24 protein-coding genes and 1 tRNA gene are annotated in these 25,676 nt (G+C 46.2%); 12 read left to right on the top strand and 13 right to left on the bottom strand.

Annotated features, from left to right (window positions below):
- A tRNA-Asp gene (locus Q1B11_RS12280) sits at nt 1–77 on the top strand.
- A gap of 76 nt (nt 78–153) precedes the next feature.
- Nucleotides 154–432, top strand: a complete 279-nt coding sequence (gene ppiC / locus Q1B11_RS12275; protein WP_299732949.1) for a peptidylprolyl isomerase PpiC — start codon at nt 154–156, stop codon at nt 430–432.
- 317 nt (nt 433–749) lie between these two features.
- Here the strand turns inward: ppiC and Q1B11_RS12270 are convergent, their stop codons facing one another.
- From Q1B11_RS12270 to Q1B11_RS12255, 4 genes are all read right to left on the bottom strand, one after another.
- On the bottom strand, nt 750–1,271 hold the full coding sequence (locus Q1B11_RS12270; protein ID WP_299732946.1) for a lipocalin family protein: 522 nt from the start codon (nt 1,269–1,271) through the stop codon (nt 750–752).
- Nucleotides 1,272–1,502: 231 nt separating this feature from the next.
- Nucleotides 1,503–3,065, bottom strand: a complete 1,563-nt coding sequence (locus Q1B11_RS12265) for a cryptochrome/photolyase family protein (protein WP_299732943.1) — start codon at nt 3,063–3,065, stop codon at nt 1,503–1,505.
- Nucleotides 3,055–3,246 (bottom strand): DUF2256 domain-containing protein, encoded by a 192-nt coding sequence (locus Q1B11_RS12260; RefSeq protein ID WP_299732940.1) that lies wholly within the window; start codon nt 3,244–3,246, stop codon nt 3,055–3,057. The genes Q1B11_RS12265 and Q1B11_RS12260 overlap by 11 nt, the downstream gene beginning before the upstream one ends.
- On the bottom strand, nt 3,243–4,568 hold the full coding sequence (locus Q1B11_RS12255; RefSeq protein ID WP_299732937.1) for a DASH family cryptochrome: 1,326 nt from the start codon (nt 4,566–4,568) through the stop codon (nt 3,243–3,245). Before Q1B11_RS12255 ends, Q1B11_RS12260 begins: the two co-directional genes overlap by 4 nt.
- 219 nt (nt 4,569–4,787) lie before the next feature.
- Between Q1B11_RS12255 and Q1B11_RS12250 the strand changes: the two genes are divergently transcribed.
- Together Q1B11_RS12250 and Q1B11_RS12245 are read left to right on the top strand one after the other, a co-directional pair.
- Complete coding sequence (locus tag Q1B11_RS12250; RefSeq protein ID WP_299732934.1) at nt 4,788–5,210, top strand: DUF3429 domain-containing protein; 423 nt, start codon at nt 4,788–4,790, stop codon at nt 5,208–5,210.
- A 9-nt stretch (nt 5,211–5,219) separates the two neighbouring features.
- Nucleotides 5,220–5,474: a DUF3081 family protein gene (locus tag Q1B11_RS12245; protein ID WP_299732931.1), complete on the top strand. Its 255-nt coding sequence runs from the start codon at nt 5,220–5,222 to the stop codon at nt 5,472–5,474.
- A 196-nt stretch (nt 5,475–5,670) separates the two neighbouring features.
- Here the strand turns inward: Q1B11_RS12245 and Q1B11_RS12240 are convergent, their stop codons facing one another.
- From Q1B11_RS12240 to Q1B11_RS12230, 3 genes are all read right to left on the bottom strand, one after another.
- Nucleotides 5,671–7,146, bottom strand: coding sequence for a hypothetical protein (locus Q1B11_RS12240; protein ID WP_299732928.1), 1,476 nt, complete (start codon nt 7,144–7,146; stop codon nt 5,671–5,673).
- On the bottom strand, nt 7,146–8,594 hold the full coding sequence (locus Q1B11_RS12235; RefSeq protein WP_299732925.1) for a rhomboid family intramembrane serine protease: 1,449 nt from the start codon (nt 8,592–8,594) through the stop codon (nt 7,146–7,148). The genes Q1B11_RS12240 and Q1B11_RS12235 overlap by 1 nt, the downstream gene beginning before the upstream one ends.
- A gap of 621 nt (nt 8,595–9,215) precedes the next feature.
- Entirely contained in the window at nt 9,216–10,199 is a 984-nt protein-coding gene (locus Q1B11_RS12230) for a Gfo/Idh/MocA family oxidoreductase (protein ID WP_299732922.1), read from the bottom strand.
- A gap of 201 nt (nt 10,200–10,400) precedes the next feature.
- Between Q1B11_RS12230 and Q1B11_RS12225 the strand changes: the two genes are divergently transcribed.
- The gene (locus Q1B11_RS12225) at nt 10,401–11,279 is read left to right on the top strand and encodes a radical SAM protein (RefSeq protein WP_299732919.1); all 879 of its coding nucleotides are present in this window, start codon (nt 10,401–10,403) and stop codon (nt 11,277–11,279) included.
- Here the strand turns inward: Q1B11_RS12225 and Q1B11_RS12220 are convergent.
- Complete coding sequence (locus tag Q1B11_RS12220) at nt 11,267–12,166, bottom strand: LysR family transcriptional regulator (protein ID WP_299732917.1); 900 nt, start codon at nt 12,164–12,166, stop codon at nt 11,267–11,269. The genes Q1B11_RS12225 and Q1B11_RS12220 overlap by 13 nt on opposite strands.
- Nucleotides 12,167–12,308: 142 nt before the next feature.
- Between Q1B11_RS12220 and Q1B11_RS12215 the strand changes: the two genes are divergently transcribed.
- Together Q1B11_RS12215 and Q1B11_RS12210 are read left to right on the top strand one after the other, a co-directional pair.
- Nucleotides 12,309–12,968: a nitroreductase family protein gene (locus tag Q1B11_RS12215; protein ID WP_299732915.1), complete on the top strand. Its 660-nt coding sequence runs from the start codon at nt 12,309–12,311 to the stop codon at nt 12,966–12,968.
- Between the two features lie 112 nt (nt 12,969–13,080).
- Nucleotides 13,081–13,890, top strand: a complete 810-nt coding sequence (locus Q1B11_RS12210; protein ID WP_299732912.1) for an SDR family NAD(P)-dependent oxidoreductase — start codon at nt 13,081–13,083, stop codon at nt 13,888–13,890.
- 541 nt (nt 13,891–14,431) lie between these two features.
- Here the strand turns inward: Q1B11_RS12210 and Q1B11_RS12205 are convergent.
- Nucleotides 14,432–15,679, bottom strand: coding sequence for an MFS transporter (locus Q1B11_RS12205; RefSeq protein ID WP_299732909.1), 1,248 nt, complete (start codon nt 15,677–15,679; stop codon nt 14,432–14,434).
- 155 nt (nt 15,680–15,834) lie between these two features.
- On the bottom strand, nt 15,835–16,545 hold the full coding sequence (locus Q1B11_RS12200; protein WP_299732906.1) for an epoxyqueuosine reductase QueH: 711 nt from the start codon (nt 16,543–16,545) through the stop codon (nt 15,835–15,837).
- A gap of 405 nt (nt 16,546–16,950) precedes the next feature.
- On the opposite strand from Q1B11_RS12200, the gene Q1B11_RS12195 reads away from it, so the two are divergent.
- The 3 genes from Q1B11_RS12195 to aceK all read left to right on the top strand — a co-directional run bounded on the left by Q1B11_RS12195 (nt 16,951) and on the right by aceK (nt 20,884).
- On the top strand, nt 16,951–17,970 hold the full coding sequence (locus Q1B11_RS12195; protein ID WP_299732903.1) for a redoxin domain-containing protein: 1,020 nt from the start codon (nt 16,951–16,953) through the stop codon (nt 17,968–17,970).
- A 154-nt stretch (nt 17,971–18,124) separates the two neighbouring features.
- A complete protein-coding gene (locus Q1B11_RS12190) occupies nt 18,125–19,078 on the top strand; it encodes a pyridoxal-phosphate dependent enzyme (protein ID WP_299732900.1) in 954 nt (317 codons plus the stop codon).
- 18 nt (nt 19,079–19,096) lie between these two features.
- Entirely contained in the window at nt 19,097–20,884 is a 1,788-nt protein-coding gene (gene aceK / locus Q1B11_RS12185; protein WP_299732897.1) for a bifunctional isocitrate dehydrogenase kinase/phosphatase, read from the top strand.
- A 17-nt stretch (nt 20,885–20,901) separates the two neighbouring features.
- Here the strand turns inward: aceK and Q1B11_RS12180 are convergent, their stop codons facing one another.
- Nucleotides 20,902–21,477: an alkylphosphonate utilization protein gene (locus tag Q1B11_RS12180; protein ID WP_299732894.1), complete on the bottom strand. Its 576-nt coding sequence runs from the start codon at nt 21,475–21,477 to the stop codon at nt 20,902–20,904.
- Between the two features lie 116 nt (nt 21,478–21,593).
- Nucleotides 21,594–22,523, bottom strand: a complete 930-nt coding sequence (locus Q1B11_RS12175) for a DUF1853 family protein (protein ID WP_299732891.1) — start codon at nt 22,521–22,523, stop codon at nt 21,594–21,596.
- 42 nt (nt 22,524–22,565) lie between these two features.
- Here Q1B11_RS12175 and Q1B11_RS12170 point away from each other — a divergent pair, with 42 nt between their 5' ends.
- Nucleotides 22,566–23,450 (top strand): NAD(+) kinase, encoded by an 885-nt coding sequence (locus Q1B11_RS12170; RefSeq protein WP_067520372.1) that lies wholly within the window; start codon nt 22,566–22,568, stop codon nt 23,448–23,450.
- 43 nt (nt 23,451–23,493) lie between these two features.
- Nucleotides 23,494–24,372: a rhomboid family intramembrane serine protease gene (locus tag Q1B11_RS12165; RefSeq protein WP_299732958.1), complete on the top strand. Its 879-nt coding sequence runs from the start codon at nt 23,494–23,496 to the stop codon at nt 24,370–24,372.
- Between the two features lie 52 nt (nt 24,373–24,424).
- Here Q1B11_RS12165 and Q1B11_RS12160 read toward each other — a convergent pair whose 3' ends face one another.
- On the bottom strand, nt 24,425–25,108 hold the full coding sequence (locus tag Q1B11_RS12160; protein WP_299732886.1) for a hypothetical protein: 684 nt from the start codon (nt 25,106–25,108) through the stop codon (nt 24,425–24,427).
- Nucleotides 25,109–25,676: the final 568 nt, after the last annotated feature.

Raw genomic sequence — 25,676 nt, 5'->3', positions numbered from 1 at the left:
GGACCGGTAGTTCAGTTGGTTAGAATGCCGGCCTGTCACGCCGGAGGTCGCGGGTTCGAGTCCCGTCCGGTCCGCCAATAAGATTGAATTCAGAAACCCTTACGATTAATGTCGTAAGGGTTTTGTCGTTTATAGTATTTTGAAAGGTATACCATGGCACAGACTGCAGCCGCTCTTCATATCCTGGTTAAACACAAAGAACAGGCAGAAGACATCATCAGTAAGCTGAAGAAAGGTGCAAAGTTTGATGTGTTGGCCAAGAAGCACTCCACCTGCCCGTCCGGTAAGAAGGGTGGCAGTCTGGGGGAATTCGGAAAGGGGCAGATGGTCCCAGCATTCGATAAAGTCTGCTTTACCGGTGAGTTGCTGAAGCCGCATCTGGTAAAAACCAAATTCGGCTGGCATGTGATCAAAGTGCTTTATCGAACCTGATGGGTGATGCATAGGATTTGTCCTGAAATAACTTCCACATTTCAATTTTCGTTGTCCGTATCCCGTTGTCCGTATTCCGAAAAAGCTTGAGCCAATCGCGCTTTTGCGGACTACGGATAACGGATAGCGGGCAATGGTCTCTACGATGCTTCAATGCCTCAGTAAATGTGGATCTTATTTCAGGACAGCTCCTTGTCACTTGATGATTATAAGTTAATGGTTTCTCTGTATCTGGCTAGCCTGCCAGCAAAAGTAATCGCTGAGCGGATTTTTTGTTGATAACTGCATTTTTCGTGAACTGTTAAAAAAGTTCGACTTCAGTTTACAGATTGATCAACCCAGATCAGGCCATCTATATTAAAGCCGAGCTTGAGAGCCGTTTGTACAAACTGATTTTTTAACTCAGAGCTCACTGTTGGCGTGCGAGCCAGTAGCCATAAATAATCTTTGTTATAGCCTGTTATAAACGCATACTCATATTTTTCCTGATCCAGCTCAAAGATCACATAAGATCCATAAAAGGGGCCGAAAAACGACACTTTTAAAAAGCCTTCATTAGTGTCCCGCACAAATTTGGCAACGCCATTGGCCTGACGTCTTTCACTTGTTTTGGCTGGGATACCGGAGTTAATAACATCCACAGAGCCATCCGGTTTAAGAGAATACTCCGCGGTCACATGGCTCAAGCCGCGCTCAAACGAATGATCCAGCCGGGCAATTTCAAACCATTTGCCTTCATATCTGGCAATATTAAATGGCTTAACGGGTGTCACCTGTTCTGGCAGCCCGGTACACCCGGACAATAGGGATATTAAGGTAAAGCAGATTGCCAGTCTCATAGTTCGAGCCCAATAGTTCTATTGTTCGGCAGTATACGTTATTTGCGGCATTTCATGAGTTTCGTCAGAGCAAAAATAGCAGATTCTATTGATATCGCTGAGGGTCTGAACACCAAGTGTTAGTGCATTATGAGTAAATTCTTAAGGCTTAAATGTATTGCTGCCCGAACCAAAATTTGTTCACAGATTGACTGACGAGATCAAGGTGAATTGACTGTTAAAAGCATTCACTCAAAGCTTGTCCAAATGCTGAAGGCACCATTTGCCACGCTTCATGATGGCGGACCTATCGCTATCTGATCGTTTATCCCAGCCCTTGTAGACCAATGCCGTTCTCGGGTTTTGTTGAAGTGATTGTCGATTTTTCTCCATAAATAACCAGTAAAGGCTGTTAAGGGGGCAGGCGTTATCCGTGTCTTTTTCATTGACGCTGTATGCACAGCGACGGCAATAGTCGCTCATTTTTTTTACATAGTTGCCGCTGGCCGCATAGGGCTTGGAAGCAATCATACCTCCATCGGCGTATTGACTCATCCCGCGGGTGTTCGGCAGCTCTACCCACTGAATGGCATCCATATAAATTCCCAAATACCATTGGTCTACCTGATCAGGATCTATACCTGCCAGTAAACAGAAGTTACCGGTAATCATGAGTCGCTGAATATGGTGAGCGTAAGCATATTCCAGTGATTGGGTAATTGCTTGCTTCATGCAATTCATGGAGGTGTTTCCAGTCCAGAACCAATCTGGCAGTGGTCGTTTGGCCTTCAGGGCATTCATGGATTCGTACTCAGGCATATTGCTCCAGTAAACGCCGCGAATGTATTCACGCCAGCCCAGAACCTGTCGAATAAAACCTTCCAGTTGGGCAATGGTGATTTGTTTTTGGTTTTTCTGCCAGGTAGCAATCGCCTTATCGATCACCTGTTTGGGATGGAGCATTTTGGTATTCAATGAAAAAGACAATCTTGAGTGATAGAGGCTCCATTGATGTTCACTGCTGTCGGTCATGGCATCCTGAAACTTTCCAAAATATGGCAGGCAGTGTTTGCAAAAGTGATTCAGTAATTTGAGAGATTCCTGTCGATTGACGGGCCAGATCAGTTCTCTACCAATGGAACCAATGGTTCTTACCTTATGTCGCTTCAGGCGCTTCAGTATCGCCATTGTAGAATGAGCGAATGTTAAAGGTGTTGGTATACTGGCAACGTCTTCTGGCTTTAATTTGCACCGGTTCTCCTGATCATAATTCCACAGCCCTCCCTCAGGTTCGCCATTATTGATCAGGATATTGTGATCCCGTCGCATTTTTCGATAGAACGTTTCCATGCGCCCGGGTTTTCCTTTTGGAAAGCGTACTGCCAGCTCATTAAATGGCACTAGAAAGTGCTCAGTATCCTGTTCTTCTATCTGGATATGTTTTCCGGGTTTCAGTGTTCGTAACTGTTCGAGTAGTCGGTATTCATCTGGGCGTTGGTATTCAAAATTCTCAATAGCGTATTCTTTGCATAGATGTTTGATTAATGCTGTCAGGTCTTTAAAAGTACTGGTTTCGTCTAGCGTCAGATGTAATACCTGATGCCCGGATTGCTCCAGCGCCGTGGCGAAATACTCCATCGCTAGAAAAAATCCACATACCTTTTGTACGTGGTGGGTCGCATAATGGGTTTCTTGCAGCAGTTCGGCAACCACGTAGAGGCAGTCAGAATTCTTTTGCTTAAACCAGCTGTGACTGGCATTCAGCTGATCACCCAGAATCAGACGAAGTGTGTTGTAGGATTTTTTATTTGCCATTGTTGTTATCTTGTCTGAATTGTCGTCTTCCTACCGATTGGCAACGCTTCGAGCAAAACTTCACTTCTGCCCAACAGCGTTTCCACTTTTTTCGCCACGAAAAAGGCCGGTCGCAGGCGATACACACCTTTTGCCTTAGATTTATCACCGGCTCTTTACGTGCTGTGCCCCTTCTTTTCATGGGGATTTAACGTCCGGAGGCAGGATAGGCCAGTCAGCAGCGTCAACACTGTCCAGTGGTGAGGTTGGATAGCCTTGCCATTGGTTTATGTAGCGGCTATTGGTGTCGTACAATTGAGTCTGCTTTGCAAGATCGAAGTGTCGCCCTCCCCGTGGATCGGCACCAACGCCCGCGATGTATTGCCAGTTTCCCCAATTGCTGGCGACATCGTAGTCAATAAGTTGCTCTTCAAACCAGGCAGCACCATATCGCCAGTCCAGACCCAATTCATTGATGAAGCAACTGGCGGCCAACTGTCGTCCACGGTTGGAAAGATAACCGGTAGCTTTCAGCTCTTTCATGCAGGCATTGACGATGGGCCACGGGGTATTGCCTGCACACCATTTCTGGAAGCGTTCGGCATAAAAGCAACAACGCTTTTTCTTATTATGGATGCCACAGGGAGCAAACAATTTAGTGCCATGCTTAAGGGCGCACCATTGAAAATATTCACGCCATAACAATTCAAAGAGAATCCATGCAGTGGATTCATTGGTAGTCACCTCTGTTTCATACCGCTTAAGGTCTGCATTTATCTGACGTGCAGAGATGCAACCCTGAGCAAGCCAGGGAGAGAAGTGGGTTGAGCACTCCCAGCCAGACAGTTCGTTGCGGGTTTCTTTGTAATTAGCGGGTGCCTGTGTTGAGAAGTAATGATTTATATGACTCAATCCTTCTATTTCACCACCGGTGAAAGGGCTTTCAGTGCTGGCTATAGGAGGGAGCCTGTCGGAGGTGTGGTTCAGGCCAGTCATGGGGCGAGGTAATATGTCCGGTGCTACTAATGGCTCAGAAATAGGGAAATTTTCTACCTGTTTACGAAACTGAGTGAAAGTGTCTGGTAAATGATCCAGAGTGAAGGGCAGTTGGCTCTGATCAAATAGTGTAAATGTAGTGACTTCCCGGAATGCCACATGAGAGAACCGCTGCTTTAACTTCTCCCATGCTTGTCGCTCACGAAAGCCTGAATTGTGACTGCGGTAGACGACGTTAATAGCATGAGCATTAATCAGCTGTTCGATAGCCTGAGGCTGTGATTGAAATCGAATTAATAGTGTTTGATGGCGAGCGTTAAGCTCGGATTCCAGTGTTTTCAGGCTTTGATGTAGAAACTGCCAGCGATGAGCGCCGATGGATTTTGAGTAGTATCGTGCAGGGCGAAACCAAGCTGGATCAACACAAAATAGACAGATCAGACGAGTGCTTTGCTGAGCGGCTTCAAGTAGAGCCCGGTTGTCACTTAATCTGAGGTCATTAGAGAAAACGAACAGGCTAGTGGTCAAAGGTTGTTCCCGTCCCGTATTGTGTGATCAGAGTGTGGTCAGTGTGTGATAAGAACCAAACCAGTTGCTTTCTTCTATACGTACAGACAGTGTGAATGGGTTAAAAATAAATTCATGCAGGAAAAGTGTAAGACTGTTAATGAACGCTATCGGGGCTCTATAAGCGCAGTGTCAGATTAAATGCTTTAATGCCTCTGCTTTTAAATGTATGGAGAATCAATGAGATACCTAGCATGGTTGGGCGTATTGCCATTCATCTTATCGATCCTGTTGGTGCTCTCAGGCTTAAGCCTTGGCGAGTACAGCGGGAGTCAGATCTTTACTTTCTACTCAGTGGTTATCAGTAGTTTTATGGCTGGCACGCTGTGGGGGCAGGCCTTAAGAAGTCAGGCTGGCCAGCATAGAAATATTAATCTTGTTATCAGTAACTTTGTTGCTTTGACGGCTTTTTTTGCTCTGGTTTTCCTGGCTGTTGGGCCTTTGTTGCTGATCATGGCATGCTGCTTCAGCATTATCGCGGCTACCGAGCGTTTTATCCCTCTTGTCTGCTATGACGCTATTCCAGAATACTATTTGCAGCTACGCTACCGGGTGACGACTGTCGTTATTATTTTGCACCTTATTTTATTTTCTCTGGTTTAGGAGTTGCATGTGGATAAACATCTGGATACCAAAAAATGTCTATCAGCGTTTGCGACCATTTTACAGGAAGGTGAAAAATCAGAGAAAGGCTACTTCTTAAAGGGAATATGGGCTGAATCTATGGATGACGGTTATACGGTTCGGCTTTTTGATAATCAGTCAGAGCTTACCTTATATTTTCATAATAAATTTCAGCTCAACTCGCCGGATAGCAAATCCACCGACCAATTCATTCGAAAGATATACCAGATCTCAGAACAATAAGCAGGAGCAACTAATACCAATGGCGTTTTTAAATTTTGGAGCGAGCAAATTATTTTGGGCGACTGGGCAAGGCGAAGAGACGAGTCATAGCCGTAGCTATGGCGAGGAACTTCAACGCAGATCCAGTCGGTCAAAATAGCTGCGCAGCCCATAATTTAAAAACAGAATTGGTATAACAACCCCTGCTGATATTGTTTTAAGGTGTGAACTCAATCTGTCCGTATTCCAGTGGTGTACTCTCTTTATTTTCTGCCCTTGGTGTCACCGACTTGCCATGTGGAGGTTTGGAGGGCTCGTTTGAAAAATCCATCTTCTGTTTCACGACTCTGGCCTCTGATGGTGGTTGTTCTTGTTCAAGCTTTTGTACGACAGCTTGAAACTGAGCAGTTTGTTTATCCAAACCAGGAATACACGCCAGAGTTTCGACCATCATTTTATAGGCGGGCAACACCAGTGGGTCATTTGGAAATGCCTTATGAAAGTCTTTTAGCATTTTGGCCGTGTTGGGGAAGTCACCCTTATCAAAAAGGTATTTGGCCAGTTGATAGCGCACTTTCGCCTGTTGAGGCTTATAGTCTGGCCAAACCAGTTTTATCTGTGGTAATGACACACCGAGCTTAAAGTCCTGCTGGTTATCCATCAGCAACTGCAGGTGCCGATCTGCAAAAGACGTCAAATGTTGTTTTGATTTCAGGGAGGTTATCAGTTTGAACAGTGCGTCAGAAATCACCATGTCCCGAGGGTTTTTCTTCAGCCAGTGGCGGTAAAGCTTAATGGCTTTTTCATAGTCACCCTCTTTTACTAAAACACTCACATTGGCCTGAAGAAGCTGCTGATCAGTTCGATCAGGTTTTGTGACGTCATCCTGCTCGGCAACGAACCCCAGCTTGTCCTGATATTGGAACAGGGCATAACCCATCAGATGGTACATCACCACAGAATAATAGTTGGAAACGGCGGATTGCAAAAATATGCTCATGGATTCCATATTGTCATCAATCATAAAGCTCAGTGCTTCTACAGAACCCAGCATGATCATCAGGATCAAACACAGAAACAGGTAAGGCCAGCCAATGGTTGTCATCAATTGCAGTTGTTTTAGCGGATTGATGGCTTTAAAAAAACTATCCTCCATCGCCAGCAGAATAAAGCTGGCAGGGATGGATAGTACAAAAAAACAAGTGGCGACAATGCCTGCTATCGGGCCAACAAAAACAGCAACAGCTGTGACCGATGCGATGCCAATGAGAAGAATAGCGGTTATCTGTATCAGTAGTAGTAAGCCACCGCCGTACGCTTCTTTAATATCCGGAGCCTGGGTTTGCCCCATGGCCGTTTGTTGAAGACAGGTAAAGCTGTACTTGGTAATAAATGCAGACGCCAGCAGTACAAACCAGGGCATGATAAAGCCAAGACAGCTAAGCAGTGTTGCCAAAATAATGGCGGCAAAGCCATTGCCTGAAAATGGGTATTTGAATGCCTTGTTAAGCCGTTTCCAAAAAGGCGTAGCAGTAAATGCTCCGCCTTGTACGCTCAATGTTTCATTGCAGACAAAGCAACGTGCCTCACTACTTTGATGCTCTGTACGGTTACAATCCTGACAGGTGTGGACATTGCACTGATGACAAACATAACTCGCCCCCTGCAGCGGATGATATTTACAGTACTCCATCAGCTCACCCCCTGTGATAATTGCTCGGCCAGTTGTTGATACTGTTTGGCTTTGGCAATTTCATCCTGCTGGCGATAACGGTTAGACAACTTGGTCAGTAATTTGGCCAGCATTGGTTCTTTTTGTTCTTGTTTCAATAATGGTTTGATGATGGCCTCAACGGGCGTTAAAGCCAGAGCTTCCAGCAATCTTAATCCAAGCTGTATTTGTTGTTCGGCACTTAATCTGGCTTTTGTTTCGTCATCCAGCTGCTGCCAGATTCTCAGCTGTGCCTGCACGAGTTCTGTATCGTAGCCAGAACTGTTTAACAGACGATTGACGGCTATCTGATAGGCAGGGCCACCGTCGACTTTAAGTAGATTAATCTGAATTAATAACAGTTCTGTCCGTTGGCCAGACTCTGAAAGTAACGCAGTCACTGCCTTTTGGGCAGGGCCGAATTGGAAGTCATCAATCAGCCGATAGACTTTGTCGAGTTTTTCCCGATAAGGATCGATATTCTGATCCTGCTCGAGATAATCATGATCAATGCTTTCGCTTTTTAACGCCAGCGCAAGGGCTACCAGTATGCCACCGGTAACAAAACCACCCGTGTGTGCCATATAGGCGACAGAGCTTTGGGTTTCTGAAAGAAAACTGAACACTTCTTTGCCGATGTAAAACGGCAATATCAGAAGTGCCGGAGCTCGAAAGTATCCGACAAACACAAAGGCCCAATAGAAAAACTCAATTTTCTTTAATCGGAACAGTGCCAGATACATCGCCATCACGCCGGAAATTGAGCCAGAGGCTCCGACCAATGGCGTGCTACCGCTACCGGAATAGAGCTCAAGGCCGGCAAACAGTAATCCGCCGCCAATACCGCAAAGCAAATAAAAAATCAGGAAACGAATGCTGCCAAGAGCCGCTTCGACGGCAAAACCACAAATCACAAGAAAGATCATATTGCCCAGTATGTGCATGAAACCACCATGCATAAACTGATGGCTGAGTAGCGTGGTGATACTCAACTCTTTCGGTGTTAAACCAAATGCATAGGATGAAATAGACGTCAGCTGATTTTCGACGGCAAGACGTGAGTCAGACCAGATTTTGAAGTCCGCCTCGGACCAGTTTTTTCGGTTATCCGCCAACCAGTGATAAAAGCCTCGATCCATCAGCAGAACATTGGTGAGGAGCTCGGGGTCTTCCTCAAAAAGATTTACATACTCGGCGTAGTTCAGAGGCTCATCTTTCGAAAAACCCTTTTCCTGCAGATAAGTCAGATAGTCTTCAGCTTCTGTATCAATGAACCTCATCTCATCATAGAGTGACAAGGCCTCATAATACTTCTCATTATCGCTGGACTGGTAGGCAAAGAATATGACGACATTCAGCAGTACAATCCCTAATAAAACCCAGGGAGGGCGCTGCCAATTTATTTTTTTCTCACTGGGCAGAACGACCACTGGCGTTACTCCTTAAAATTCCTTTTAGCTGCCATTTGTTTTTATTCAGACATTCTGCCTTACAAAGTTATTACATTGCCATCTCCAACCGATAAATGGTGGCTTAAAACAGAGATTTCTGTTGGTTTTGTAAGAGATTGGAGCGGTTCTATTACCTACATTCTCCTGCAAAGAACGATTTCTGATAAGTAGTTGTGCAGATGAAATCGAATATTACTGGGTGAGTGGACAGTTACTATGCAAGGCACAACGACGGGAGCATAGCCGTAGCTATGTGACCAGAGTTGTAACGCAGTAGAGTGACTGGCCACTTGCTCAGAAAATATGATTTCATTTGGTCAACTACTTATAGGTGGATACTGAAAGCGTGATCTAGATCAATTAGTGAGTGGTGGAAAGTACGTATTATCTGAGGTGTTGTTTTGGTGCTTACCGAATCATGAAGGGATTCACTGAGACGGGCTGATGGAATAAACAAAATTGTTCGCCTGCTCAGATAAAGTATAAATACCGTCCGATAAAAATAAAAAACGTTCTCTTGCTGTTTTCTAACAGCCGCTGCCTTGCCTTGTGTGAGGTTTTTTCTTGTGTTGGAATTTTTAGTGCCAAGTTTTTCATCTTTCAGTTGTCCGAAGGAAAGACAACACCTGTTTGACGACGGATCTCAGTAATAACTTCTGCGACGGATAGGGAGCGTTGAATCATCTCTTCTGGCATGTTCGATTCATCAATCTGGCGAGCAAAAGCCTGAGCTTCATAGAGCATCGAGTTAGCTGCTTGCTCAACAGAGTGCGTGGTGGCTGGACATCCTCTTTTTACAACGTCAAAACCAGGGCATTCGGAGAAAAGAGGAAGAATAATTGAACCACCTTCTCCCTGAATTTCACTGCTAATAAGACCATCGGATACTTTGGAATGCTGAATCGTCACGATGAAATCGGGGTAGTTCAACAGAACCGAACCCTGAGCATCTACACCGGAATCTAACAGGCAGGCTGAGGCAGAGACTGAATCAGGCTTACCAAACAAAGAAATGGCTGCCGCAACACAGTAGTAGCCAATGTCCATGATGGAACCGTTAGAAAAAGAGGGATTAAACGTATTCGGGTTTTCTCCATCAAGGTACTTTTGGTAGCGAGAGGAATACTGGCAGTAACTGAGGAAAACATGACGAAGTCTGCCGACATCGGCCAGATGTCGCTTAAGTGCGATGAAGTTGGGCAAAAATTCTGTTTTGAACGCTTCAAGCAAAATCACGCCATTGTCTCTGGCTACTTGATACATTTTTTTTGCTTCATGAACATTAGAAGCGATGGGCTTTTCACAAATCACATGTTTGCCATGTTGCATCATCAAGCAGGCCTGCTCGCAATGAAGGCTATTGGGTGAAGCAATATAGACAGTCTGCACCAACGGCTCTTCAGCCAAAGCCTGTAAATCATCAAAATAGAGACAGTCTGAAGATTGCAGGCTCGAAGCGAATGTTTTTGCAGAGTCGATAGAGCGAGAGTAAACGGCCTGAAGGCTAAATCGTTCGCTTTGCAGGGCAGCATCAACGAACTTGTTGGATATCCAGTTAGTTCCGATTACAGCCAGAGTGATCATTGGTTTTCCGTCGATTAGTTTAAGTTAGACATGAGATGGTACGCATAACGTGCGGGCATTGTCTCGACCTATTATCAATATTTACTGAAAACTGATTCCATTAAAAAGGGATCTTTTGTTGGAGAAGAAAGTATTAATCTTCAGGTTACATAAGGCATGCAGAACCTGACTCAGGAGCTGGCCTTTTTTTGGAGAAGATAAATGCGTTTTGAGGGCAAAGTATATCGACCATGGCCTGAAGCCGAGAGTGTCTTGATACAAGTGACTGTGGGTTGCTCAATCAATACCTGTACTTTCTGCAGCATGTTCCGGGATAAAACATTTCGGATACGAGAGCTGGATGACATTTTTCAGGATATTGATGCCGCCCGTCGTTATTACCCAAAAGTTGAATCCATGTTTTTGGTGGATGGCAATGTACTGGTCATCCCTACTGAGAAGTTGCTGAAGATTCTGGAAAAGATTACCGACACGTTTCCAGAAATTCAGAATATTGCCATGTATGCAGGGTTTAATGACCTTCGTCGTAAGTCGGTTGATGAATTGAAAGCTTTGAAGGCTGCAGGTCTCTCCATGGTTTATACCGGTTTGGAGTCTGGAAATCCGGTGATTATCGAGCGAATCAACAAACGGGGCATGAACCGTGAGCGGATGTTGGAAGGCATGGCAAAAGCCCGTGAAGCCGGGGTTCGTGTACTTGCGTCGTTTATCTTTGGGTTAGGTGGTCGTGAGCGTTCAAAAGAGCATATTGAGGAAACCACCCGTCTGGTCAATGAAATGCGGCCAGATGAGATAGCGCCTATGGCACTGGCAATACAGCCGGGTACTGAGATGGAAGAGGAAGTGCGACGGGGAGAGTTTTTGATGCCATCCCCTCTCCAGGTATTGGAAGAGGAGAAATATTTACTGGAAAATTTGGGTGACTTTCCCTGCTATTACTGGGGAGACCACGGCAATAATATTTCTCCCATGCGGGGAATGTTACCTCAAGCGCGGGATGCCTTTCTGGAGCGGGTTAATTTTCATATTGCCAATAATCCGGTGACGAAAAAAGAAGTGATCGAAACTTACTCTTGGTAATCCCAGTAGGGTGGTGTGCCGAACAAGTGGTGAAAATAGTCAATAAAGGCTTTCACCTTTGGAGACACTTGTCGTGAGCTTGGGTACACCGCCCATATTGAAGAACCGCTGATCAGAGGATAGTCTTTCAACACCTGAATCAGCGTTCCCCGCTTGAGTTGCTTGTAAACACTCCAGGTGGAGTTGAGTGACAAACCAAGCCCTTCCACACTGGCCTCGCGCATGGCGCTGCCATTATCCAGATGCAAACGGCCTGAAATTTTTACATGGGTGTCACCTTCCGGAGTCTTGAATGACCAGTTGTCTATGCCTGATAGAATAACGCAGTCGTGATTTTTAAGATCTTCAGGAGTTTCTGGTGCACCTTGCTTTTTTATATAGTCTGGAGATGCACAAATAATCCGACGATCTGGCGCCAATGCTCTGGCTATCAATGTAGAGTCTTTTAAGGCTGCACTGCGGATAGCGACATCAAACCCGCCAGCAACAATATCAACAACGGTGTCGCTTAAATTCAAATCAATCGAGATATCCGGATAGAGTTCTAAAAAACCTTTCAAACCTGGCACCAGGTGCATATAGCCAAACGATGCCGGAGCAGTAATGCGCAGCACTCCTCTGGGTGTATAGCGGCCGGAACCCACGGATGTCAGAGCCAATTCAACACTGGCCAGTACCTCTTCAGCATAAGGAAGAAATGCAATCCCTTCCTCGGTCAGAGAGACTTTCCGGGTGGTTCGGTGCACGAGCCGAACACCCAGCTCTTCTTCCAATCTGGTGATGTAAGAACTGGCAACGGCAGGAGAGAGTCTCAACTCCTGCCCTGCTTTACTGATATTGTTGGTGGCAGCGACTCGAACAAACAAACGGATGTGATCAATATTCATACGACAACATGACTAAATGCCACCAGAAGAAATCTCATTATTATACATAATTCATTGAAACTGATTTTGCGGAGATGGGCTCAATAGGAGGAAAAGAGAGTGGTAATGTATGCGCATCATCCCTTGAAGTTGGATTATCTCAATGTCTCACCCAATCATCAGCGAACTGAATAAGCGTTATACCACCAAGAAATACGACGTGAGCAAGCGAATTTCTGGTGACGATATGGCGATTATCAAAGAAGCGCTGCGTCTTTCTCCGTCTTCCATTAATTCTCAGCCATGGAAGTTTATTATTGTTGAAAGCGACGGGGCAAAACAGCGCTTGCATGATACATTTGTGAACAAGCACCAGTTTAATCAGCCTCATGCCAAAGAAGCGTCCCATACCTTGCTGTTGGCTTACAATCCTAATTACACCAAAGAGCAATACCGAAAAGTGGTGGATGTCGAGGTCAGCTCCGGCCATCTGCCCAGTGAAATGTACGATGATTTCTTGAATGGTGCTTACACCTTTGCAGAGTCCAATACAGACGACCATGGCTTTAATGGAAACTGGACAAAAGCTCAGGTCTATCTGGCACTTGGCAATATTATGCACACACTAGCCCGTCTGGGGATTCACTCTACGCCAATGGAGGGAGTGGATCCTGAGATGATCAGTGAACTGTTTAAAGACGAATTGGGTGGCTATGTTTGTGAAGTTGCTCTCGCCATGGGCTACCCGCTGGAACTGGAAGACTATAATTTTGGCAAGCCAAAAGCCCGTCTTGCTTTGGAAGATGTCATCACCGTTCTGTGATTGTGCTGTTGCACCCTCTGATGTTTTTCTTGAAACATCAGAGGGTTTCTGTCGTAAATAACCCTATCGACTAAAATTATAAATTTAATGCATTCACATTAAGCAGGCCACCATGCAAAAGAAAATTCTGATCACCGGTGCTACCGATGGAATCGGAGCTGAAACTGCAAAAGCTCTGGCTGCAATGGGACACTCTGTACTATTGCATGGTCGTAATACTGACAAATTAATGGCAATAGCCAACGAGCTTTCTCAAATCAAGGGCGCGGGCCCTGTTGAGCAGTTCTCTGCTGATTTATCCATACTCGCCAGTGTTGATCAGCTGGCAGATGCCATTGCACAACATCACAGCCATCTGGATATCATCATAAATAACGCTGGCGTTTTCAAAATACCATCACCCATTACTGAAGACGGTTTGGATAGTCGGTTCGTTGTTAACACTATTGCGCCGTATCGACTGACACAAAAATTGATGCCGCTGCTTGATGCATCTTCACGGGTGGTTAACCTGTCATCTGCTGCGCAGGATGCAGTCAACCTGGAGGCGTTAGCAGGTAATGTTCATATCAATGATGATTTTACTGCCTATGCCCAGAGCAAACTGGCACTGACCATGTGGTCTCGGGCAATGGCACAGTCACTTGGTGAACAAGGGCCGACTATAATTGCTGTGAATCCGGGCTCTATGTTGGCCAGCAAAATGGTTAAAGAAGGTTTTGGTGTGGCTGGTAAGGATCTCTCTATTGGCGTAGACATTCTCTGTCGTGCAGCGTTGAGTGAGGAATTTTCTAGTGCGTCAGGGCTGTATTTTGATAATGATATTGGTGCTTTTTCGTCGCCCCATCCTGATGCTCTTAACGAAGCGAAGAATGATGGTGTTGTTGAGGTTATTGAAGCGGTGCTGAAAAAGCACCTTTAACTCGATTCTGCAGTTTTTAATCTAAGAGGCGTTACCAACAGGCCAACCACTCTGCGGCGTTACATCTACGATCACATAGCTACCACCCACAGGGCGTAAAGGTTATGCTCACTCCGATGTGTCTTGCATCGTGACTATGCCACTAAGCTAGAAATATGCGATTTCATATGATCGGGTATTTACAAACCTTATTCCGTGTCGAACGATTTGAACAGTGAATTACTATACTGCGTTCAGGTTCACTTCATATTGGAAGAGACTTGCTACGTAGCCGGGAAAAATGATTTTTGCGAATAGAAATAGGTGTTGATCCGGATTAGTCGCAAAAAAATTGATCTGGATCAATTAATTTATTTCGGAAACTACGTAAGATTCAGTTGTCGATTGAGTGGAAGCCGAACCGGCATAGCGGACAATAAGAATGATTCAGTGTCAGCGCCGGGTTAAAAGAATAACCTCCACCCAATAACAATAAAAAGACCATTGCTGTTCGGCAGCTAAGAACCCTTGCTTCGGCAGGGGTTTTTTATTTCTAAAAGACTCAAGTCGTTTGTTTATTCAGTGCTTCTGTAGCTTCCTCTATTTCTGAGCGGGGATCAATCTGTGCGATGACGGGTGTTGTTCTGGTAACGGGCACAAAGGGCTGTTCTTCGCTGGAGTAAATAACAGGACGGTATGGCATTCTGGCCAGAAAGAAGACGCCTGTCGTTCCCATAGTGACGATGAAATAGGCCATTAAGCCGTCTGGAATATAATCCATGGAAAGTGACGCCATGACAGGGCCGATGCAGGCTCCCAGGCTGTATGCCAACAGCAACCCCTGAGTTCCGGCAATAATATCATCCGGGTGCATGTGATCGCAGCCATGGCTGATTGCCAGTGGATACAGTGTGAAAGTAGCGCCACCAAACAGGAAGAGTAAAGGGATGTTTAGCCAACTGTTATCCGGCGTCATAATCAGGCAGATGCAAGTCAGACAGCCCAGCAACATCACGGCGATGAGCACCTTTCTCCGATCAATAATGTCGGACAGATAACCCACGGGAAACTGCAGTGCCATTCCGCCCAGCATCGTGATGGCAAGAAAGAGTGCTACCCGATAGTCATCGCTGCCACTTTGTTTGACCAGATAGATAGGAAGCAAAGAATAAAGCCCACCGAGCACCAGCCCGCCCGCGAAACATCCGAGCACGCCGGAGGGGGTTAGTTGGAACAGTCTTCTAAAACCCAGTGTCGATGCCTGCTCAATTTCTGGTGTAGGAATACGATTAATGGCTGGTGGCAAGATGGACAACGAAAGCAGAATACCAATGAGAATAAACGGCGTTAGACTACTGCTATCCAGAACCCCGACAAATAATTGACCAATGGCGTTAGCGCCGTAGAGTGACACCATGTAGAAGGATAAAACACGACCACGGTTGTTAGCATTGCTTTCACAGAGTAGCCAGGATTCCACTACGACAAAAATGCCAGCCACTGCCATACCATTCAAAAATCGTAGAACTAACCAGCTGGCTGTGTGTTCCGACAATGCCAGGCTCAGCACGGTAGCGCAAAGCACGGACATAAACAGAGCAAAGGAACGAATGTGGCCAATGGCGGCAACAATGCGTTCGGAGCGAAAAGACCCTGCCAGCAGGCCAAGATAATAGGCAGTGCCCATTAAGCCGGCCAGAAAATCATCACCACTGTTGGCGTTGATTCGCAGTGGGATCAGTGTGGTCAGGTAACCACTGGCCAAGGCAAAAATGAACATACCAGAAAGCGGGGCAACAAATCGCATCATAGCTTGTGGCCTGATCTATATAGTAAAAATCGGATTCAGTGTAAAAAAACAATCATGAACGTCGTGAGGGTGGTTTTTTCTGATTAACCTCATAATGAATACATAACCCGGAATATTATCATCGCTGATGATACTTTCGATGAACCGTTCTGATTTCAGGTTACTTTGACAATAATGTCATCATTGTTATCAGTATTGGCCTCCTGACCATAGAATTTCACCAACCGTTTAATGCGGGGGCGACCGTTGGAAAGCCGATAGCGGTTGGTATCCCGCAAACTGTAGACACACCCGCAATACTCTTGTTGATAGAAGGCTTCTTGCTTGGAAATCTCGATCATCCGCTGGCTGCCCCCTTGTTTGCGCCAATTATAGGTCCAGTACTGAATGTCAGGATAATGGCTGGCGGAGCGAATACCGCAGTCATTGATCTGGTTCATATCCTTCCAGCGTGAAATGCCCAACGTGCTGGATATCACCGAAAAGTCATGTTCATGGGCATACAGCGCGGTTCTTTCAAAGCGCATATCAAAACAAACGGTACAACGTTGGCCTCGCTCTGGCTCATTCTCAAGACCACGGGTTCGTTGAAACCAGTTCTCGGTGTCGTAATCCGCATCAATAAACGGAATGGATAGTTTGTCGCACTGTCGTTTGTTTTCATCCTTGCGGAGTTTGTACTCTTCCAGCGGGTGAATATTTGGATTGTAGAAGAACACAGTCTGATGAATTCCAGATGCCTTGATGGCTTCGATCACTTCTCCAGCACAGGGTGCGCAACAGGAATGCAGCAGTACCGATTCAGCGGCATCTGGTAGAGATAGCAGGGGGCGCTGGTATTGATCCAGAGAGAGGGGATTGCTCATCTCCAGAGCTCCTTTTTAGTCGGTTAGATAATAAACAACAATGAGTGTAGATGATGTCTGAACACTGGGGCAGAGAATCCATTGGTGCCACAAATTTTGGACTAGACTTCGTTGGCGATTTGGCAGTTCCACAATGTAAGTAATGTGGGTGGGATCGAAGTGAGTCTTTATCAAGTAGTTGAGCGCACGCAGCCAATAAAGTAACAGCTTGAAAGGCGATGGGGATAGACGGCTATGGGTAGGTTTCCAAGTATCACATTATACAAGCTATCTTCTGTCAGCTTCTTGGATCTATTGACCGTACTAAGGCTACTGGTTTTGAGAGCAGCTTTGGATGGTATCAATAGCGTTGGAATAACTTGCAGTCAGGCCCTTGTTCCAAACAAGGGCTCGAGGTGTCTAGCAATGCTCTCCTTCTTTCTCGGTCGTTTATATTGTTCTTCAGGAAAGCGCACTGTTTATACAGTGCTGTTGTTGCTGTTTACACAGTCATTGTTTGCTTCTTCATTAAATATTGGTGACACGGCGCCAGATTTTGAAGCCCACCTCTCAACAGGTGAAACCATAGGCTTTTATGAGTGGATTAATCGGGAGGGCGGCTTGTACACCTTTCTGTTTTCTCACCCCCATGATTATACGCCAGTGTGCACTACAGAACTGGCCGAGGTTCAGAGGAAGGTCGGAGACTTTCGGCGAAAAGGGGTAAATGTTATTGGACTAAGTCAAGATTCGGTGCACTCTCATCAACATTGGTTGAAAGACGTTGCCGCCGTGGCTGGTGAAGCATCGGTAACGTTTCCAGTGATCGCGGATGAAAATCTGATTGTATCCAAGCTATATGGAATGCTGGCGGCAGACGAGAGTATAGGCAATGGTCGGACATCAAGAGAGAATTACACGATACGTGCCGTTTTTGTCATTAATAATGACAGTAAAAGAATAGAGGCAACGATGACGTACCCTATGGAAGTGGGTCGTAATCTGGATGAGATCCAGCGTTTACTGGATGCGCTGATCACAGTGAATACAAATAAGAATAAGGTTGTGACTGGCGCCGGCTGGGTAAGGGGTAATGATTTAATTCTGAATCCGGATATAACCGATGATCAGGGCAAAAATTTTTATGGCAGTCTGCGCGTTCAAACATTGCCATCCAGCAATTCGGGCTATCCGGATTATCTGAGATGGGTGCCTTTTTTTCGTAAACTGCATAAAGACCATATAAAAGGGGGAGATCTTGAAAACTGTGGCCCGAACAGTTTTGTCAGCCCTTGTCATCAGTGCAGCTGGGATGGCACAAGCTGCTTTGAATGCAGTGTGTTTACCACATATGATGCCTGTGAAACCCATGGTGCTCACACCTGTGCTGAGATTGCACCCTGTGGGCCATGGTGTCCGGAGGCACGGGTTTGTGATCCTGACTAAGTGCGTTTATACCCATCGCCTTTCAAGTTGCTACGTTGTTGCCAGCGTTCGCTCACCCCGATCACTTACTATCTGTAAGCTCACGGGGCTTCGCTCTCTTGCCGCCTAGTAGCAACTTGAAATCCAATGGGTATATATAAACCGACCAATAAGAATGAATACTGAATATCTTGATACATTGAATCAACCGGTTCCTTTGGAGCCAGTGTCTACTGACTGGCTGCATGATGCGGGTGTTCGGCTGGACATGCTACGGCTTGATCAACTGGACCCTCTGGTCAGCGGTAATAAATGGTATAAGTTGAAGCACAATCTGAGCGCGGCAAAGGTGCAAGAGAAAGCAACGATCCTCAGTTTTGGTGGCGCATGGTCCAATCATATTCATGCGCTGGCGGCAGCTGGGCATCGTTTCGGTCTCTCCACTATCGGTGTGATCCGCGGCGAACCTATAGAAGAACATGGTCATTTATCATCGATGCTTACGGATGCCGCCAGCTGGGGAATGACACTTCGATTTCTTTCTCGCAGTGACTATCGCAATAAGAATGACCCTGAAGTTATTCAACAGCTGTTATCACGGTTTGGGCTGCGTAAAGAGGATGTCTATATCGTGCCTGAGGGTGGCAGTAATTCATTGGGTGTTATGGGGTGTCAGGAGATCTTGTCGGCCAGTCAGATTCCGTCCAATCATTATGATGAAGTCTGGCTCGCCTGCGGTACTGGTGCCACGCTGTCCGGTGTCGCGCTGGCAGCAAACGACAGGTTACCTGGCACCCGGGTCATGGGTGTTGCTGTATTGAAAGGCGCAGATTTTCTTAAAAATGATATTCACCATTTTACTAAAAATTCGTTAGATAATTGGACACTGTTGACGGATTATCATCATGGCGGGTACGCTCGTACTTCGAAAGAGCTGCTTGCTTTTATTCGGTCTTTTGAGCAGGAAACGGGAATTCTTCTGGACCCTGTATATACTGGTAAGTTGATGTTTGCCCTCTATCGCTCAGTACTCGATAGTGTCGAGAATACTGAGCTATATCGGAATAAACGTTTGCTGGTGGTGCATACGGGGGGGCTTCAGGGGCGTCGCGGTTTCAATATGCATTAAAACAATAATGGTTTTATCATGAATACGTCCATCGCCCGGCAGATTGCAAGAATCATTCTTGAAGGGTTTAGTGATTATCGTACCCAGTTTACTGATATCACCCTCGGCGCCCGCGATCGTTTTCTTCAGGCGGACTGGAGTGTTGCCCAGCACGCCGCCTCGGACCGGATTAATTTATATTACCTCGCCATTACCAATGTGATGGATGCGCTGGCAGATGCAGTAGATAAGAGTTATTTGCAGAATAGTGGCTATTGGCAGGATGTTCATGACGCTTATCTGGATTTGATTTCATATCGCACTGATCCGGAACTTGCCGAGACTTTTTACAACTCGGTGTACCGAAAAGTATTTAAAGGTGAAGCAGTGAACCCCGGTCACTGTTTCATTCAGTCAGAATTTGATGGTTTCAAAGTACACAGCCCCAGAGGAATTTACCGTTCTTATTATCTCGAAAGCGGGCTGGTGAATCTGGTTGGTCGAATGCTGGATGACTTTGCATTTGAGCGCCCATGGGAATACCACCGTCGGGATATTCGCAACATCATCCATGCGCTACAAAAACAGCAGCCGGAATGGGTGAAAAAAGACAATGTTCGAGTGGATGTTCTGAAATGGGTGTTTTACCGGAACAAGGCGGCGTATCTCATTGGTCGCATGGTTTCTGGTGATGAGCTGCAGCCCTTCGTTTTAGCGGTGCTGAATAATGAACGGGGTGGCCTTTTTGTCGATGCTCTGCTCTGTCAAAACGACTGTGTTAGTGTATTGTTCAGTTTTACCCGTTCTTATTTTTTGGTGGACGCGCGCATTCCCTCGGAGTGTGTTGAGTTCCTGCAATCCTTGATTCCTGAAAAAAACAGAGCGGAGCTCTACAGCTCCATAGGCTTTTTTAAACATGGTAAGAGTGTCTTCTATCGGGATTTTCTGGAGCACTTGCAGAGCTCTGGCGATCAATTTGTGATCGCTCCCGGGGTGAAGGGGATGGTGATGTCGGTATTCACCCTGCCATCCCTGAATATGGTGTTTAAAGTGATTAAGGATCACTTTGCTCCGCCTAAAGACATCAGTAAAACCATGGTGAAAGATCGTTATTATCTGGTAAAGACTCATGACCGGGTTGGGCGTATGGCAGATACCCAGGAATTTTCCAATCTGATTTTACCCAAGGATCGTTTTAGTGAGGAGTTGCTGGAAGAGTTGCAGGCAGTCGCTCCTTCGACGGTTATTGTTTACGGCGAGAAAGTACTGATTCGGCATTTATACACTGAGCGTCGTATGATTCCTCTGAATATTTATGTGGATCAGGTGCTGAAAAATGGCGATGAAGAATCCCTTCAGGCAGTGTTGAACGAATATGGTCGGGCAATCAAGCAATTGGCGGCGGCCAATATCTTCCCTGGAGATATGTTGCTGAAAAACTTTGGGGTAACCCGTCATGGTCGTGTAGTGTTCTATGACTACGATGAGATTATTTATCTGACAGAGTGTAACTTCCGGAACATTCCCGAGCCCCTTTATCCCGAACAGGAGATGGCTGCCGAGCCTTGGTATTCTGTTTCTCCTGGCGATATATTTCCTGAAGAGTTTCCGGTCTTTCTTTTTCCAGATGTGCAGATTCGAACGCGTTTTGCAAGGCTGCATGGTGATTTGTTTACGGCAAGCTATTGGCGCAGCATTCAGGATCAGATCAACCATGGTAATGTCATGGATGTCTTACCTTACAGCCCGACATTGAAGTTGAAAAGGGAGCCAAGAAGTGCGACGCCTTCAGTGCGGGGGCAAAAGATAGAGGAGGCTGTCGTATAAGACAGCCTCCTATTTAATTAAGATTTTTTCAAGTATTTCGTCAACAGCACGATTCTTACGCCATTCACCCGGCCTTCGATTTGTTCAGGGTTGCCGGTCAGTGATATACCACGAACGGCTGTGCCGCGTTTTGCGGTAAAGCCAGCACCTTTAACGGCAAGGTCTTTGATCAGAGTGACCGTATCGCCGGCACTTAAAACACTACCATTGCTATCCAGCGTGGGAGTATCAGACTCTTCAGAAGCCATGCCGGATTCAGCCCATTCACGGGTTTCATCATCCAGATACATCATATCCAGAAGATCCTGAGCCCAGGTTTCAGTAGAAGACAGTCGGTTCAGCATTCGCCATGCCATTACCTGTACCGCAGGCACTTGACTCCACATGCTGTCGTTCAGGCAGCGCCAGTGGTTGGGTATGATGGTTTCCGGCTGCTGAATTTGATCGTGACAGTTGCTGCAAACCAGAATGCACTGATCAGCATTGGATGCCTCGCTGGCGGGTGGAACGGCGAAAACCACAAGGCCTTCAGTTGAGTTGCACAGCTCACATTGTGAACCGCTGCGTTGGGTGAGGGTTTGTTCGGTTGTCATAGATGGGAGTATTTGGCTGCTGCTAGGAAGGGCTGAATATTATGCCGATATTTTACCAAGCTACAATCAGGGAAATTAGCAGGTTCCTGCCCAAAAGCACCGTGAGTCAGTAGGGTTTATAAACGCGAGGCGCTTAAGGCCTTTGTCGGCCAGTGATCCGGGACAATAAATACATGCAAAGGTAAGGGGAGTGATTGATGACAGGCCAATACATACAATGGCTGCTTGAGATCGCTAAGCCGATGTTGGAGTTCATTATGACTGTATAGCGTTGAAAGTGGTGTTTCGTTAAGCCATTCCCGTTTGGCAGGTAGCTGAAATTCGTAACCATCTTTGAGTTGCGCCCAGCTGTGAAGCTCGTTGACCGTCAGCCAGGTTCCTTTCAGGTGCTCCGGGTTACTGAATTGTGGAGCAGGGCAGTGACCATAACTACTAAGTGGATAGAACAATCTTCCCTGAATGAGGGCTTCCTTCTCCAAACTGCCTCTGGCATTTAACGCCTTGAATGATTCACGTCCGGCGGTTGTTTCGCCCAGAGTCACTTGATGCTGAAGCAGATGGTTCATTTTTCGATCCAGCCGATCTTTTAGCCCCGGACCAACCCATTGATTCCAGGGTGAGTCATCCTCTGAGTTATCCTGATCTGGGACACCTAAATAAAATTTAACAGCCAACTCCCGGTGGAAGACCCGTTGTTGATGTCGGTAAATCAGATCAAACTCCCCCAGCGTTGTTTTCCTGCCATCAATAACCTGATTGACTTGTCGATTGTGGGCGAGCAACTGGGTATTTGGCAGTTCGTCCAGCAGGAATTGCCATAACGTTTCGTAGAACATCCCCAGCAAGGGATTCCCCTTTTCTATCAGGCGGGAAGCAAGTGCTTCGTGCTGCTCTGTATTCGGTACTATCGGTGAAAGGTTGTGCGGTAAAGGACGATCAACACACAGTGGATGAGCATCACTGCAAAAGATCGGCGGGGCGCTTTGTATCCAATGCAGCGCCTGGTGTAGAGTATGCTTTAGGATTTGGTGTGAAAATTCATGCATAAAGTATACTAACGCATCTCATAAGGCGGCATCACTGAGTTTATGGAACATTTTAAAAATGTCGGGGTCACCGGTCGTCAGGGGCGTATCCATGTTGAAGATACCCTGAGGCATCTGGCCGATTTTCTCCAGAAACGCGGCGTTAATGTACTATTGGATCAGCAGCTGGATAGTCTGATTCCCGGCCACGTATTTCCCATGGTTAGCCGTGAAGAAATGGGTAAACAGTGTGATTTGGTGATTGTGGTAGGTGGCGATGGCAGTATGCTGGGTGCCGCTCGAGATCTGGCCGCTTATGATATTCCGGTGATTGGCATTAATCGTGGCCGACTGGGTTTTCTCACGGATATTTCTCCGGATGAGCTGGATGACCAGCTGACGGAAGTACTGGAAGGTCGTTATCTGGCGGAAAGCCGCTTCCTTTTAGAAGCCAGAGTGCGGCGCAAAGGTAAGGTGATTGGGCAGGGTGATGCACTTAACGATGTGGTTTTGCACCCTGGTAAATCCACCCGGATTATTGAGTTTGAACTCTATATTGATGGGCAGTTTGTCTATAAACAGCGGGCGGACGGGTTAATCATTGCCACGCCTACTGGCTCAACCGCTTATGCGCTTTCTGGTGGTGGTCCAATTATGCATCCAAGGCTGGATGCCATTGTACTGGTGCCCATGTATCCTCATATGCTCACCAACCGCCCATTGGTGGTGGATGGCGACAGCGAGCTGAAACTGGTGATTCGGGAGGAGAACAGCATTTATCCTCAGGTTAGTTGTGATGGTCAGATTCATATTACCTCCGCGCCAGGGGATGAAATCACTATCCATAAAAAATCCCAGCGGTTGAAGCTACTTCATCCGTTAAATCATAATTTTTATGAATCCTGTCGTTCAAAATTACGCTGGAACTATCAGGAAGATCGATGCTGACAACAGCACTCTGCTATTACTCGTTTAAGGAAACTGTTTGACCATGCACAGAGCGCTGGAAATTGGCGGAACGGTTGATCTGAGTGATCTCTCTTTCTTCCTTTATAGTCGGGGGATTCCCCATAAAATTACTGAAGAATCGGGTCAGCAAGTCATCTGGACGGCGAGTGAAGAACATTCCCGGGTGGTTGTCAGTATTTATGAACAGTGGCAATCCGGTGAATTGAAACTGGCATCGGCACCACCAAGAGTGGGTGTGAACGCGGGGCAAATATTCCGACATATTCCCTGGAAGCAACTGCCGATTACCTTTCTGTTTATTGTGGCTTGCGTGTTGGTGGGCATCATTACTCAGATGGGTACAGACTGGCAGACCATTAGTTGGTTCTCCTTTGTACCATTCCAGGTAGGGCAGGGCTATCTTTACTTTGGCAGTTTAACCATGGGGCTGGAACAGGGAGAATACTGGCGATTGATCACGCCGATCTTCCTCCACTTTGGTATCAGTCATCTGGCGTTTAATATGCTGACGTTGTATATCTTTGGCAGCCGCCTTGAGGTTCGTCAGGGTGGTTTACACCTTCTGGGTATTATTGTATTTACCGGTTTTCTGTCCAATGTCGCCCAATTTTTCTGGGGCGGCGATAACACGATTTTTGGCGGGTTTTCCGGTGTCGTTTATGGCCTGATGGGTTATTGCATGGTTCGTGAAAAGGTAGATCCTGCCTGGCGATTTGGTCTGCCACCATTGTGTTACGGGCTTATGTTAGGCTGGCTGGTCATTGGTTATACCGGTATTCTTGGCAGTATTGGTTTTGGCAATATGGCCAATGCTGCACACTCTGGTGGTTTGTTTGCAGGTGGCCTGCTGGGTATGGTTGCTGGATTTCTTTTTAAAACAACCGATGGTCAGCAGTCATAAGTAAAAACGGATCTCATCACTGATGAGATCCGTTTTTTATCAGCGCGGACTGTTAATGCTTTCGAGAACGGCCTCTGGTTTGAAACTGGCTCGCAAAGGCCTGAAGTTCACTCTCTTTACGTGCTTGTTCTTTACGTTCCTGAACCCAATTGGCTAAAACGTTTCTGATGACCTGACGGTTATCGGGTTTCACCTCTGGCTTTTTTAAATACATGGGCTCGTCATCCCATGAAACAGCCAGTTTCCCGCCATCGGCGAAACAAATTCCTTCAATAGGTTTGAGCCGGGCTGGAGCCGATGAGTATTTATTATTCACCAGCAGTGGTTGGTGGTTACTCTTTTCTGGCAAGCTCACGCTGCGCGCTTTTTCAGTGGTTTCTGCTTCATCATCCCAGGAAACGGATAAACCCGGTGAATCACCAAAATGTACGGGTTGAATAAAAGGCCCTGATAGGCGGCTTTTGGCTTTTTCATCGATGAACAGATTGTAGGCTTTGTTGCCGTCGTGATGATTCTTTTTAATAGGCGTGTGCAACGGTGTTTTTGAGCCGGTAACCCGAGTCATGTTGTTTTCGGTGTGTGGGTCCGCTTTTCTGACCCGCCGTGACTTTCCTGACAGCATGGATTCAAAGGTAACCGGTTTGTTTTTCTCAGGTTCTTTATGCCTGGTTTTGAACCCTGACGGTGATGACGCTGCTGTCAGCTTAGGGCTTAATACTGTAAAAAATGTACTCATATCCTAATCTCCAAAGTTACTCGAGTTCTGGTTTAAGCTTATGTTGTATATAGGGTTCGGAAATTAGACAAAGGTCTGAATATGGACTGAGGTAGCGTACTAGATCTACTCATTTAACCAATGGTTTCGTGAAATCGTTCAGCATATGTGTACTAAAGTATTATATTGATAGGCGCCCAAATATAGAGAAATCGAGTGTTGAATATCGTATTTTATAAGGAGCTGTCCTGAAATAAGATCCACATTTACTGAGGCCTTGAAGCACCGTAGAGACCGTTACCCGTTACCCGTTACCCGTTATCCGTTATCCGTTATCCGCAAAGGCGCGAGTGGCCCAAGCTTTTTCGGAATACGGACAACGGGGTACGGACAACGAAAATTGAAATGTGGAAGTTATTTCAGGAAAAATCCTAAGTCAGTATCGTCTTGAGCACTGTTCGGAAAATATTGTTATGATGCTCCCATGACTTTCTTCCCGTTTGTATTCGCGGTTATGTGGAATACTTGTTCACATTGGCTGGGATAAGCGGGCGCTCAGTAAAATAATGCATCGTTGATCGAAAAGAAA

The sequence above is a fragment of the uncultured Endozoicomonas sp. genome, assembly GCF_947495845.1.
Taxonomy (GTDB): domain Bacteria; phylum Pseudomonadota; class Gammaproteobacteria; order Pseudomonadales; family Endozoicomonadaceae; genus Endozoicomonas.
Note: the sequence above shows the minus strand (reverse complement) of the source record. Positions and strands in the feature narration are given on the sequence as shown.